This is a genomic window from Mesorhizobium sp. M2A.F.Ca.ET.043.02.1.1 (genome assembly GCF_003952405.1).
GTDB lineage: Bacteria > Pseudomonadota > Alphaproteobacteria > Rhizobiales > Rhizobiaceae > Mesorhizobium.
The window spans coordinates 722,418-734,846 of the sequence record NZ_CP034445.1 but is presented as its reverse complement, the minus strand read 5'-3'; the positions used below and the strand labels follow the sequence as shown (position 1 = coordinate 734,846).

The window sequence follows — 12,429 nt, the reverse complement described above, 5'->3', positions numbered from 1 at the left end:
CGGGGAGAGGGTAAGGGTGAGGGGCAGCGCAGGCGCTGCGCATCATGGTGCCCATGAAGAACATTCTGATCCTCGGCGGAACGACGGAAGCCCGGCAACTGGCCGGGAAGCTGGCTCGTCGCGCGGATTTCTCGGTCACGCTGTCGCTCGCCGGCCGCACCGAAAGTCCGGTCGCGCAAGGCGTGCCGGTGCGTGTCGGCGGTTTTGGCGGTGCGGCAGGGCTCGCCGCCTATCTTCGCCAGGAAAAGGTCGATCTGCTGATCGACGCCACGCATCCATACGCCGCCCGGATCTCGGCCAACGCCGCTGAAGCGGCGCGGCAATCCGGCGTGCCGATCCTGGCCTTGCGGCGCCCTGGCTGGGAGCCGGTCGCGGGCGATCACTGGACGCTGGTCGACAGTGCTGCCGAGGCGGCGAGGGCACTCGGCCGGGCGCCGCGCCGCGTTTTCCTGGCGATCGGCCGGCAGGAGGCAGGCGTCTTCGAGGCCGCGCCCCAGCACTGTTACCTGATCCGCAGCGTCGACCCGGTCGAGCCGCAGCTGGCCGTACCCGATGCGCTCTATCTGCTGGCGCGCGGACCGTTTCCGGAAGCGGATGAGCGAGCGCTGCTCGAAAAATACGGGATCGATGCCGTCGTCTCCAAGAACAGCGGCGGCGAGGCGACCTATGGCAAGATCGCCGCCGCGCGGGCGCTCGGCATCGAAGTGGTCATGATCCGTCGGCCGCCTCTGCCTGACGTGCCCTCGGCCGAAACCGTCGATGCGCTGGCGGCCAAAGTCGATCATCTTTTCGCGCCCGTTGCCGAACGCGGCGTGTAGACCAGCGCCGGCTTATCGCCGCGCCTGATGATGCGAGTCTCGGGCGAGCCGATGATGATGCAGGTCGACATGTCGGCTTTTGCCGCATCGGCGTCCGCCAGCAAAAACACCTCGATACGCTCGTCCGGCCGGCCGGCGGCGCGGCCGAAGATCACCGGCGTGGTGCCGGGCAGGATCGCCTTCAGGCACTCGAAGGCTCGGCCGAGCTGCCAGGGGCGGGCCCTGCTGATCGGGTTGTAGAGCGCGATGACGAAGCCGGCTCCGGCAGCCGCCAGCAGGCGTAGCTCGATCAGCTCCCACGGCTTCAGATTGTCGGAAAGCGAGATGGCGCAGAAATCGTGGCCGAGCGGCGCGCCGATGCGGGCCGCGACGGCAAGCATGGCGGTGACGCCGGGAACGACAGCGAGGTCGATGGCGCGCCATTCGTCGGGACCGGCCTCGATCGCCTCGCAAACGGCCGCAGCCATGGCGAAGACGCCGGGGTCGCCGCCGGAAACGACGGCGACGTTATGGCCCTCGGCCGCCTTGGCCAGCGCCTCGTTGGAACGGGCGAGCTCCTCGCGATTGTCGGAGGCGATGGGGGTCTGATCCGGCCGCAGCTCGAGCCGGTCGAGATAGGGCTTGTAGCCATAGAAGAAGGAAGCCTTGGCGACGGCATTGGCAGCCTGTGGCGTGACCTGGTCGGCATTGCCGGGGCCGAGACCGATAACGGTAAGGCGGCCGCTCATGGCTTTGCCCCTGGGCGGGCCGACCAGCCGGCGACCAGCACGATGGCGAAATAGGGCGCCTTGTCGTCGGGCTTCTCCGCGAGTCGCATCGAGACGCTGCCCGGCATAGTGCCGCGCTCGACATAGACGGCCCTCGCCAGCTTGCCGGTCGCCTCCAGCGCGCGCCTGATCTTCGGCAGGTTGCGGCCGACCTTCATGATGACGGCCGCATCGGTATCGGCGAGGCGACGGGTCAGCTCGAACTCGCTCATCGTGCCCGGCAGCACTGTCAGCACGTCGTCGCCCTGAACGATCGGCAGGTCTGTGGCCGACCAGCAGCCGGACATGGCGGTGATGCCGGGGATGACCTCGGTTGGGAAGCGATGCGCCAGGCGAACATGCAGATGCATGTAGGAGCCGTAGAAGAGCGGATCGCCCTCCGACAGCACCGCCACCATCCTGCCGGCGCCGAGATGCTCGGCGACCTGTTCGGCCGACTGCTCGTAGAAATCGGCGATCTGCGCGCGATAGTCGTCGTGATCCTTGTCGATTTCCGTCGTCACCGGATAGAGCAGCGGCAGCTCGACCATGTCGGGCCGGAAACGCGCCTCGACGATCGCGCGCGCATTGCTGTTGTTGCCGCGCTTGGCGAAATAGGCGACGACATCGGCCTCGGCCAGCGCGCGCGCGGCCTTCAGCGTCAGCAGCTCGGGGTCGCCGGGGCCGGTGCCGACGCCGACCAGACGGCCTTTTGCCAAACCTTCTTTAACAGGCGCGTTCACAGGCCTGGCCTCGCCAATGAATTGAGCGCGGCGGCGGTCATGGCGCTGCCGCCCAGCCTGCCGCGCACAATGGCGTAGGGCACGCCGTAGGCGTTTTCGGCCAGCGCATCTTTCGATTCTGCGGCACCGACGAAGCCGACCGGCATGCCGATGATCGCGGCCGGCTTTGGCGCGCCGTCGCGCAGTTTTTCCAAAAGATAGAAGAGCGCGGTCGGCGCATTGCCGATGGCGACGACCGAGCCGGCCATGCGCTCGCCCCAGAGGTCGATCGCCGCCGCTGAGCGGGTGTTGCCGATTTCTCTGGCGATGTCATGCGTGCGCGGGTCGCGCAGCGTGCAGATTACCTCGTTGCCGGCCGGCAGCCGGGCGCGGGTGACGCCATGCGCCACCATCTCTGCATCGCAGAAGATCGGCGCGCCGGCGGCCAGGGCCGCGCGAGCGGCGGTGACGAAATCGTTGGAGAAGACAAAATGGCTGGCGGCTTCGACCTGGCCGCAGGCATGGATCATGCGGATCGCGACATCGGCTTCGGCTTCCGAGAAGCGCGACAGGTCCGCCTCGGCGCGGATGATGGCGAAAGAGCGCTCATAGATCGCGTTGCCGTCGTGGATATAGTCGTAGGCGGCCATTCACTGGTTCCGTCGATAGAGTTCGGCGATGCTGGCGGCGCCAAGCCTTGTGAGGCAAGCGGCGGCGGTCTCGCCCTGGTGTCTTTGCGCCCGCAGCGCGGCAAGGATGCCGACGATGCCGCGGCCGGCGTCATAGCCCGGCCTGTATCCGGCAGGAAGGGCCTTTGCCGTCCCGTTCACGACAAGTCCGGCTCCGTTTTCGTCGCCGACCAAGGTGAGTGTCGCCGCGCCGGGATGCGCGCAGCCCTTGGCACAGCCGGAAATATGGAGGGTTAGCGAGGTGTCGAGGAGTTCGGCGCTTTCTCTTGCGATCGTCTCGGCGATGGCGCGGGTGGCAATGCGGCCGGAGGCGCAGGCCGGCGTGCCTGGGCAGGCGGCAATGTGGGTGCGGGGGTCGGTGGCGGACGTGACGAAGCCGAGGGTGGCGGCGGAGGCGTGCAGCGAGGTGCAGGCGGACGGAGAGAGGCCGAGGACAAGCAGGGCGCGGCCAGGGGCGAGGCGGATTTCGGTGGCGCCGAGGTTAGTGGCTTGTGTTGCCAGGTCGATGAGGTTTTGAGCGGGCATGCTGCCGTAGGGGAGGGCGATGCCGAGGGCGTGGCCTCCCGGAAGACTGAAGGTGTCGATGGGACTTCCCGCCGGCTGGCGTTCCGTCGCCCCCCTCTCTGTCCTGCCGGACATCTCCCCCTCAAGGGGGGAGATTGCCTTGCCACCGCGGCTTTCGCCAATCGCAGACGTGAAGACGTGCGGGTTCGCTGCAGAGAGGGAGCCGTCGGCAAAGCTGCCAATCTCCCCCCCTGAGGGGGAGATGTCCGGCAGGACAGAGAGGGGGGCGACGGAGTGCCAACTTGCGAGCGAATTGAGCTGTCTGTCCGAGAGATCGCGGGTATGCGCCTCACGGCCTTTCTCAGCAACCATCAGGAGTGCCGTCACAGCAATGTCGCGCGCCGCATCAGCATCAACTGTCGACAGAAGCTTCGCAGTCCGACCATCTCCGGCAACCGACACGCTCCAGTGGATGCCCGCATCAGCCCGCACCGCCTCAAGCCTTACATCGGCCCCCACAGCGTCCATCGTAAGCTGTCCTCCGCCATCGACAACCACCGATACCTTCGGCCCCAGCCTTGCCGTCAGCCCAGCTTCTTCGATCGCCGCCCTGAGCCGCTCCGCCAGCGGACGCGGGTCAGCAATCTCCTGCGGATCGATCCCCGCCAGCGGCCCCGTCTCGACGGGCACGCCGCTGCGCACCGCAATACCAAGCGCATCCACCTCAGCCGCCAGCATCCGGGCGCTTTCCGCGCTCAGTCCGCGGATCTGCAGGCTGCCGCGCGCGGTCACTTCCATGATGCCGTTGCCGTGGCGCAGAGCGGATTCGCCTAATCGGATCAGCAAGTTTGGCGCAAGTCCTCCAGTGACTGGATTGAGCCGCACCAAAAGCCCATCGCCAGTCTGCATCGGCGCGCTGAGAGCAGGGCAGGCGCCGCGGCGCGAAAAGGCGTTCATGCCGCCACCTCGTTTGTTTCGGCTTCGGCGATCAAGGCAGCGAGATCGTCGTCGATGGAATTCCTGAGCGGATGCCAGAGGCCTCGCCGCCGGGCAGCGAGAAAGCGCTCGGCGATAACTTTCGCCGCCGCCGGGTTCTCGCGCAGCAGGAAGGCGCGAACGTCCGGATCGCTGACATAGGCGTTGTAGACGGCCTCGATCAGCGCGCCGGAAATGGCATGGGTGGTTTCGGCGAAGCCGACCAGGCGGTCGACTGTTTCGGCGAATTCCGAGGCGCCGCGCGGGCCGTGGCGCATCTGGCCGGCGATGAAGCGCGGGTTGACGGCGCGGGCCCGCACCACGCGCGAAACCGCTTCGCCGACCGAGCGCGGCTTCGGCTTCTGCGGGTCGGTGGTGTCGAGCACAATAACGTCGGCGTTGCGGCCAAGCGCGGCAAGCGCCGCCGAAAAGCCGCCGATGAAGGCGACATCGGCCGAGCCTTCGAGGATATCGCGGCCCGGATCGTCGCCGGTGTGAACGAGCAGGTCGGCCTCGGCGACGCGGCCCTCGAAGGCGCCGGGCGCCGCAATCGCCTCGCCGTCGGCGCCGCCGTAGGCGTGCGAGGTGGCCTCCAGATAGGCCCGGCCGATCTCCTCGCGCACGCCCCATTCGCAGCGCGACAGCAAATCCTCGACGCCGGCGCCATAGGTGCCGGGCGACGTGCCAAAGATGCGCGGGGCGATCTTGCCATGAGCGCGTGTCGCGGCGGCGAGCGGGTTCTCCGTATCGTCCTCGTCGCGGCCGGCGACGGCATTGGCGGCGGCGTCGATAAGCGCGATCTGTGTCGGGAACATGTCGCGGAACAGCCCGGAGATGCGCCAGGTGACGTCTACGCGCGGGCGGCCGAGCGCGCCCGGCGGCAGCACCTCGATGCCGGTGACGCGGCCGGTGGCGGCATCCCATTGCGGCCGGCAGCCCATCAGCGCCAGGCCTTGCGCGATCTCCTCGCCGCCGGTGCGCAGCGAGGCCGAGCCCCAGAGGTCGATGACCAGCGAGCGCGGCCAGTCGCCATGGCTCTGCATGTAGCTGCGCACCACTTCCTCAGCCGCCGCCTGGCCGAGATCATAGGCGGTCGGCGTCGGCATGGTGCGCGGATCGGAGGTGAAGAGGTTGCGGCCGGTGGGGAGCACATCGGAGCGGCCCCGCGCCGGCACACCGGCAGGGCCGGCCTTGATGTGGCGGCCGTCGAGCGCGGCGAGCAGGTTAGTTTTTTCGACCGCCGCGCTTTGCCGGCGCAGCGGATCGGCTTCATCCTCCGGCGCGCGGCCATAGACATGCAGCCCGTCCTTGACGGCGAAATCCTTGAGGTCGCAGAGCCAGGCATCGATGCGGCGCAGCGCTTCGTCGGGTTGATCGGTCTTGGCGATGCCGGCTTCCGAGGCAAGCCCGGTCTTCCGCGCCGTCTCGACGATCAGCTTTGCAAGTCGGTCGCGGCGGCGGCGGTCGAGCCCATCGGCCTGGGCATATTCGTCTACCAGCCGTTCCAGCCTCTGTTGGGCCTCGTCGAGGCCGGCGCCGGTCAAGGGCGGGGGCAGATGGCCCAGCGTGACGGCGGAAATGCGGCGCTTGGCCTGCGCCGCTTCGCCGGGATTGGAGACGATGAAGGCATAGATGACCGGCAGCGAGCCGGTGACGATCTCGGGGAAACAGGTGTCGGAGAGCGCGACCGTCTTGCCCGGCAGCCATTCCAGCGTGCCATGCGCGCCGACATGGACGATGGCGTGGACGCCGAGCGATTTCTGCAGCCAGAGCCCGAAGGCGATCAGCTCGTGGCGGGGAGGCAGGGTTGGGTCGTGGTAGTCAGCGCGGCGGTCGGCCGAGCGACCCCGGTCGGGGGCCAGTGCCACGGTGATGTTGCCGAAGGTGGCGGCGCGGAAACGGAAGTGTTGCGGGGCGGCAGCCTTCAAAGGCAGGCGTTCCGTCGCCCCCTTCTCTGTCCTGCCGGACATCTCCCCCTCAAGGGGGGAGATTATTTTTTGCGCTCGGCTTTCGCCAATTTTCGGCCTAGCAAGGGGAGAGCCGGCGGCGGAGCTGCCAATCTCCCCCCCTGAGGGGGAGATGTCCGGCAGGACAGAGAGGGGGGCCTCGCGCAGCCCTATCTGGTCTTCCGCGTTGCCCCAGGCAGCCCTGACTGCATCACGCGCGCCTTCCGGCAGTTCAGCGGACAAGCGCAGGTAGTCTTTTGAACTTAACCCGTGGCCACCCACCTCCAGCGCATCCAACAACGCCCGCGGCGATTGCGGAATCCCTTCAACCGCATAGCCCTGTTCCTTCAGGTCATGCAGCATCGCAAGCACACTGGAGGGCACATCAAGCCCGACCGCATAGCCGGTCCGCCCTGGCGCGCTCGGATAGTCGGGGATCAGGATCGCCAGCTTGCGCTCGGCCCGCTTGGTCCTCTGCAGGCGGATAAACGCCGCGATCCGCTTGGCGACCTGCGCCACGCGTGCCATTTCCGGCCGGTTGGCAAAGGCGCGAAAGGCCAGTGCCGGATCGGCCTCGATCTCGCCCTTGAAGGAGATGGCGCCGGCCAGGATGCGGCCGTCGAGCTCGGGCAGGACGACATGCATGGCAAGATCGGCGGGCGCCAGGCCACGCTGGTTGTTTTCCCAGACCTCGCGGCGCGTCGTGGCGACGATGACCTGGAAGATCGGCACGCCGGCGCGGTCGAACAGGGTCTCGGCGCCGGGCTCCGCCCCGGATGCGAACGCGGTGGCGGTAATGATGGCGGCGGGGTGCAGCGAGGCGAGGGCGGTTTCGACGAAGGCGAGCGACGCCGGGTCTTTCAGGCTGGAGACGAAGATCGGCACGGGCGTCAGGCCTTGTAGCTTCAACGCCTCCGCGAGAGCGTCGATCGGTGCTACGTCTGCCGCCAGCAGCATCGAGCGGTAGAAGAGGATGGGGACAATCGGGCTGAGCTTACCAGCGTCGAGTTCCGTCGCCCCCCTCTCTGTCCTGCCGGACATCTCCCCCTCAAGGGGGGAGATTGAGCTGTCGTCGTTGGTTTCGCCAATCGCAGACGTTGCAGATGGCTCTTTTGACGCCCTTGAAGAAAACGCGCCAGGGTCGACGACGGCTGATCTCCCCCCTTGAGGGGGAGATGTCCGGCAGGACAGAGAGGGGAGCGAAGGATCGCCGACCTCTGAAAAGTCCGGCTTCTCAACGACACCAACTCCCGGCTGATAAAACCCAGCCTTCGGCACGCCGACCGGCTCGGCAACCGCCGCATCCGCTCCCGCAAGCCGCGCCAGCCTCCGCACCAGTGCGCTCATATTGGCCGGCCCGCCTTCGCGGAAATAGCCGAGCAGGGCGTCCAGCTCCGCACGCGGCAGGGTCGAGCCTTGGATCAGGCGCTGGTCCTCGTCATGACTTTCGCCGGGCAGTAGCGCGAGCTTGATGCCGCGCTCGCGCGCCACCGCGGCGAGCTGGTCGCAACCATAGCGCCACCAGTCATAGCCGCCGAGGATGCGGACGAGGACGACCCTGGCGTGGCGGGCGACACTGTCGATCCAGAGATCGACCGACATCGGGTGGCGAAGATCGCGAAGAGCCGCCAGCCGCATCGAGGGCAGCCGCGCGGCATCGGCCTTCCAAGCAGCGGCCAGGCCGGCGAGGTCGCTGTCGGTGAAGGACAGCGCCACGACATCCGCAGGCGTCTGCCTGAGGTCGATCGGCTCGGCGAGATCGTCGAGCGAAGCGGATGTTGTGGCGAGGATATGCATCGCAGTCCGGATTTCCCTCAGCCGGCGAGGATACGCTCGATCGCCGGGCGGTTCAGCCCCTTGAGGCCGATGACGACAAGCCGCGAGCGGCGTTCGTCTTCGGCTGTCCAAGCGCGGTCGTAATAATGGTTGACGCGCGGGCCGACGGCCTGGAGCAGAAGCCGCATCGGCTTGCCGCCGACCTCGACGAAGCCTTTGACGCGCAACACATTTTCCTGCTCTGCGGCAAGGGCGACGCGCTTTGCCAACTCGTCCGGATTGGCAATCGACGGGATGTCGATGACGAAGGAATCGAAATCGTCATGCTCGTGGTCGAGCTCGTCGTCGTGATGGGTCTTGCGGTTCTCAATGTCGTCCTCGACGGCGAGGCCGAGGCCGAGCAGTACCGAAGGATCGACCTTGCCCTGCGCGGTCGGCACGATTTTCACGGCGCGCGCCACATGCTCGCCGATGACGGCGTTGGCGCGCTCAGAGCCCGCCGCATCCATCAGGTCGCTCTTCGACAGGATGATCAGGTCGGCGCAGGCAATCTGGTCCTCGAACACCTCCTCGACCGGGTCGTCATGGTCGAGCGAGTCGTCGGCGGCGCGCTGCGCCTGCAGCGCATCCATGTCGGAGGCAACTCGGCCGTCGGCCAGCGCCGGGCCGTCGACCACGGCAACGACGCCGTCAACCGTCACGCGGCTCTTCACCGTCGGCCACTGAAAAGCCTGCACAAGCGGCTTCGGCAGAGCGAGGCCGGAGGTCTCGATCAGGATGTGGTCGACCTTCGGCGTGCGAGACAGGATCTGGTCGAGCGCCGGCACGAAGTCGTCGGCGACGGTGCAGCAGATGCAGCCATTGGCGAGCTCGACGATGTTTTCCTCCGGGCAGGTGTCGACGCCGCAGCCCTTCAGGATCTCGCCGTCGATGCCGACATCGCCGAACTCGTTGACGATGATTGCCAGCCGCTTGCCCTTGGCGTTCTCGAGCAGGTTGCGGATCAGCGTCGTCTTGCCGGCGCCGAGGAAGCCGGTGACGACGGTGCAGGGCACGCGGAAAACGGAAGCGTTCATGGTCAGTCCTTCAGCATGTCGAGGGGAGGGATGCGGGCAACCAGGCCGCGTTTGAGGGAATCAGGCCGGCCGCGCCAGGGGATCAGGCCGTCGGTCGAAGTGGCGAAGAGCTTTGCGCCGGCGACGAGGTCGGCGCCGCTGGTCGTTTCCAGATCGCCGAAGACGTAGCTCCAGCAGCCGTCGCGCAACAGCGCGGCGCTCAGCCGACGCTTGCAGTTGCCAAGGCATTCGACGGTGCGGATGCGGATGTTCTCGCCCGATACGGCGCGGCGCGTGTCTTCGGCCAGCAGCGCGCCGGCGCGCGGATGCGCGTCCGAGCCGGTCTCGTCGCGGCAGGATGAGCAGACGATGACGGTCACGCCGTCTGACGCGTCGGGCTCGGACGAAATGTCCGCGATGTTTGCCGGGAAACTGCCGTTGCGATCCAAAACCAGGCTCCTTGCCCGGAAAACCCGCCGGGCATTCGGATACTTAAAGTCTCAGACGGCAGGTCTCCTGGCTCGCGGGTCGTCGCCTCAGATGCCGCCTTCCCGGGAACATCCCAGTGGTTTTCGGCCGGGGCTCGTCGCTCACAGTTGCGGGGACAGCCGCGGATTTGGGCTTTTGGCCCGCACCGCATTCCCTCTTGGCTCCTCCCTTTGCCGGGAGAAGACCGTCTGGGTCAGGATTTAGGCTTACGGCTAGGCGCCTGTCAACGCGCGGCTACGACACTGCGATGTCGGCCAGCGCCGGTCCGAGGTCGCCGGCCGGCGTCACTTCGATCGCCTCAAGGCCGAGCCAGCCCTGCATCTGCTTCAGCTCCTCGAAGAGTTGGGCTGCCGTCTCGGGTGGCGCGCCGGCCTCGGCATAGGCGGCGTGGACGCGCAAGATGCTCGCAGGCCGGTCGGCCCTCAGGTCGACGCGGGCGACGATGCGGTCGCCGAGCAGGAAGGGCAGCACGTAGTAGCCGTATTGGCGCTTTTCGGCCGGCGTGTAGATCTCGATGCGGTAGCGGAAATTGAAGAGCTTTTCGGTGCGCGTGCGTTCGAAAACCACGGGATCGAAGGGGGCGAGCAGGGCGCGCGCCTCGATCCTGCGCGGGATTCGGGCGTCGGGGTGAAGATAGGCGGGCTTATCCCAGCCCTCGACCTTCACCGGCAGCAATTCACCGGCTTCGACCAGTTCCTCGATGCGGTCCTTCGTATCCCCGGGGGCCAGGCGAAAATAGTCGCGCAGGTCGCCATAGCTGGCGATGCCGTGGGCGCGGGCCGAGATACGCAGCAATTCGCGATGCGCGTCCTCGACCGAGGGCACCGGCAGGTCGAGCACGGCCTGCGGCAAAACGCGCTCGGGCAGGTCGTAATAGCGCTCGAAACCGCGCCGGTAGGCGGTGGTGATGCGCCCGGCCCAGAACAGCCATTCGAAGGCGTGCTTGGCCTCGCTCCAGCCCCACCAGCCGCCATTGCCCTTGTGGCCCTCGATGTCGGAGGCGGCGATCGGCCCGCGATCGGCGACCTCTCTATAGATCTCGTCGATCATTTCCTTGCGCTCACGGCCCCATTTGGCCAGGCCGAGATACATCTCCTCGCCCTGCTCGGCGCGCTGCATGCGCCAGCGCAGCAAGGGGTAGGTCTCGACAGGCAGGAACGACGCCTCATGCGCCCAATATTCAAAGACCGCGCGCTTGCGGGTGACCGCGGCGTTGTCGAGCAGCGCAAGCGGGTAGGGGCCGAGGCGGGAATAGAGCGGCATATAATGAGCGCGCACCACGGCGCTGACGGAATCGATCTGCAACAGGCCGGTTCGCGAAAGCACGCGCGCAAGGTGCCGGCGATCCGGAACCCCTGCGGGACGAGGGTCGTTGAACCCCTGTGATCCAAGCGCAATGCGCCTGGCCATGGCGAGCGAGATCTTCTCCTTCATCAAGCTGTCCTTGCCCCGATCGTCCGTTGGTTTTTAGCCGGTGATTCCGGCCATGCTAGCAGGCAAATGGCGGGAGATATGTCAGGAGAGAAAAGTGGAGTAAAAAGCGAAGGAAATCAAACAGGAGCGGATCGGACCAGTTTCTTCCGATATGGCGTCCAGGGCCGCGATTTGAACAAGGTTTGACTTGCGTCACCGAAACCGCTGCGCTAACCCTCGCCGCGTTGCAGCATGGGCTCCCTTAAAACGGTTCAGCGGTTAAACTGTCACGCTTCCGCATTAGAGTTCGTTGCTGTAATCAAAGTGAACTACCCCGCCGAAGGAAAGCCGCCGCATGAGCGCACTCCTGAGTTCATATCTGCCTATCGTGCTGTTCATCGCCGTGGCGATGATCGTGGGTCTGGCGCTCATCATTGCCCCCTTCCTGGTGGCCTATCGCAATCCCGATCCGGAAAAGCTTTCCGCCTATGAATGCGGGTTCAACTCGTTCGACGACGCCCGCATGAAGTTCGACATCCGCTTCTACCTGGTGTCGATCCTGTTCATCATCTTCGATCTCGAGGTCGCCTTCCTGTTCCCATGGGCGGTGTCCTTCTCGAAGCTCGGCATGCTCGGCTTCTGGTCGATGATGGTGTTTCTGGCGGTGCTGACCATCGGCTTTGCCTATGAATGGAAAAAAGGAGCGCTGGAATGGGATTGAACGACAGTTCAGGCACCCTCGTCGCGCCGAAGCCCAAGGGCATCATCGACCCCAACACCGGCAGGCCGGTGGGGGAGGACGATCCCTTCTTCCTCGAAATCAACAATGAGCTGGCCGACAAGGGCTTCCTTGTCACCTCGACCGAAGCGCTGATCACCTGGGCGCGCAGCGGCTCGCTGATGTTCATGACCTTCGGCCTCGCCTGCTGCGCGGTCGAGATGATCCACACCTCGATGCCGCGCTATGACTCGGAGCGTTTCGGCGTCGCGCCGCGCGCGTCTCCCCGCCAGTCCGACATCATGATCGTCGCCGGCACGCTGACCAACAAGATGGCGCCGGCACTGCGCAAGGTCTACGACCAGATGCCGGAGCCGCGCTACGTCATCTCGATGGGCTCCTGCGCCAATGGCGGCGGCTACTACCACTATTCCTATTCGGTGGTGCGCGGCTGCGACCGCGTCGTGCCGGTCGACATCTATGTGCCCGGCTGCCCGCCGAGCGCGGAAGCGCTGCTCTACGGCATTCTCCTTCTGCAGAAGAAGATCCGCCGCACCGGCACGATCGAACGGTGAGCC

Annotated in this window: 11 protein-coding genes and 1 riboswitch; of the genes, 3 read left to right on the top strand and 8 right to left on the bottom strand. The window is 66.5% G+C overall.

Annotated features, from left to right (window positions below; translation table 11 throughout):
• Positions 1–53: 53 nt before the first annotated feature.
• A complete protein-coding gene (locus EJ068_RS03470) occupies positions 54–818 on the top strand; it encodes a cobalt-precorrin-6A reductase (protein ID WP_127253408.1) in 765 nt (254 codons plus the stop codon).
• Here the strand turns inward: EJ068_RS03470 and EJ068_RS03465 are convergent.
• The 8 genes from EJ068_RS03465 to EJ068_RS03430 form a co-directional block, all read right to left on the bottom strand.
• Positions 782–1,546 carry a precorrin-3B C(17)-methyltransferase gene (locus EJ068_RS03465; RefSeq protein WP_127386501.1) on the bottom strand — a complete coding sequence of 255 codons (765 nt, stop codon included), beginning with the start codon at positions 1,544–1,546 and terminating at the stop codon, positions 782–784. The genes EJ068_RS03470 and EJ068_RS03465 overlap by 37 nt on opposite strands.
• Positions 1,543–2,307, bottom strand: coding sequence for a precorrin-2 C(20)-methyltransferase (locus EJ068_RS03460; RefSeq protein ID WP_127386500.1), 765 nt, complete (start codon positions 2,305–2,307; stop codon positions 1,543–1,545). Before EJ068_RS03460 ends, EJ068_RS03465 begins: the two co-directional genes overlap by 4 nt.
• Complete coding sequence (locus tag EJ068_RS03455; protein WP_127253818.1) at positions 2,304–2,936, bottom strand: precorrin-8X methylmutase; 633 nt, start codon at positions 2,934–2,936, stop codon at positions 2,304–2,306. Before EJ068_RS03455 ends, EJ068_RS03460 begins: the two co-directional genes overlap by 4 nt.
• Entirely contained in the window at positions 2,937–4,436 is a 1,500-nt protein-coding gene (cobG, locus tag EJ068_RS03450) for a precorrin-3B synthase (protein ID WP_129554471.1), read from the bottom strand.
• Complete coding sequence (locus tag EJ068_RS03445; protein ID WP_128298151.1) at positions 4,433–8,197, bottom strand: cobaltochelatase subunit CobN; 3,765 nt, start codon at positions 8,195–8,197, stop codon at positions 4,433–4,435. Before EJ068_RS03445 ends, cobG begins: the two co-directional genes overlap by 4 nt.
• Before the next feature lie 17 nt (positions 8,198–8,214).
• Positions 8,215–9,252: a cobalamin biosynthesis protein CobW gene (cobW, locus tag EJ068_RS03440; RefSeq protein WP_127253900.1), complete on the bottom strand. Its 1,038-nt coding sequence runs from the start codon at positions 9,250–9,252 to the stop codon at positions 8,215–8,217.
• Positions 9,253–9,254: 2 nt separating this feature from the next.
• Complete coding sequence (locus tag EJ068_RS03435) at positions 9,255–9,680, bottom strand: DUF1636 family protein (RefSeq protein ID WP_127386313.1); 426 nt, start codon at positions 9,678–9,680, stop codon at positions 9,255–9,257.
• Between the two features lie 39 nt (positions 9,681–9,719).
• Positions 9,720–9,924, bottom strand: a riboswitch (cobalamin riboswitch).
• 30 nt (positions 9,925–9,954) lie between these two features.
• The gene (locus EJ068_RS03430) at positions 9,955–11,154 is read right to left on the bottom strand and encodes a winged helix-turn-helix domain-containing protein (RefSeq protein ID WP_127253208.1); all 1,200 of its coding nucleotides are present in this window, start codon (positions 11,152–11,154) and stop codon (positions 9,955–9,957) included.
• Positions 11,155–11,488: 334 nt separating this feature from the next.
• On the opposite strand from EJ068_RS03430, the gene EJ068_RS03425 reads away from it, so the two are divergent.
• Together EJ068_RS03425 and EJ068_RS03420 are read left to right on the top strand one after the other, a co-directional pair.
• Positions 11,489–11,854, top strand: coding sequence for an NADH-quinone oxidoreductase subunit A (locus EJ068_RS03425; RefSeq protein WP_042643187.1), 366 nt, complete (start codon positions 11,489–11,491; stop codon positions 11,852–11,854).
• Complete coding sequence (locus EJ068_RS03420) at positions 11,845–12,426, top strand: NADH-quinone oxidoreductase subunit B (RefSeq protein WP_015317338.1); 582 nt, start codon at positions 11,845–11,847, stop codon at positions 12,424–12,426. Before EJ068_RS03425 ends, EJ068_RS03420 begins: the two co-directional genes overlap by 10 nt.
• Positions 12,427–12,429 lie beyond the last annotated feature (3 nt).

Excerpts from the sequence above, each read along its gene's own strand:
- EJ068_RS03470 (WP_127253408.1), top strand. The coding sequence starts at position 54 with ATGAAGAACATTCTGATCCTCGGCGGAACGACGGAAGCCCGGCAACTG.
- EJ068_RS03465 (WP_127386501.1), bottom strand. The coding sequence starts at position 1,546 with ATGAGCGGCCGCCTTACCGTTATCGGTCTCGGCCCCGGCAATGCCGAC.
- EJ068_RS03455 (WP_127253818.1), bottom strand. The coding sequence starts at position 2,936 with ATGGCCGCCTACGACTATATCCACGACGGCAACGCGATCTATGAGCGC.
- cobG (WP_129554471.1), bottom strand. The coding sequence starts at position 4,436 with ATGAACGCCTTTTCGCGCCGCGGCGCCTGCCCTGCTCTCAGCGCGCCG.
- EJ068_RS03445 (WP_128298151.1), bottom strand. The coding sequence starts at position 8,197 with ATGCATATCCTCGCCACAACATCCGCTTCGCTCGACGATCTCGCCGAG.
- cobW (WP_127253900.1), bottom strand. The coding sequence starts at position 9,252 with ATGAACGCTTCCGTTTTCCGCGTGCCCTGCACCGTCGTCACCGGCTTC.
- EJ068_RS03430 (WP_127253208.1), bottom strand. The coding sequence starts at position 11,154 with ATGAAGGAGAAGATCTCGCTCGCCATGGCCAGGCGCATTGCGCTTGGA.
- EJ068_RS03425 (WP_042643187.1), top strand. The coding sequence starts at position 11,489 with ATGAGCGCACTCCTGAGTTCATATCTGCCTATCGTGCTGTTCATCGCC.
- EJ068_RS03420 (WP_015317338.1), top strand. The coding sequence starts at position 11,845 with ATGGGATTGAACGACAGTTCAGGCACCCTCGTCGCGCCGAAGCCCAAG.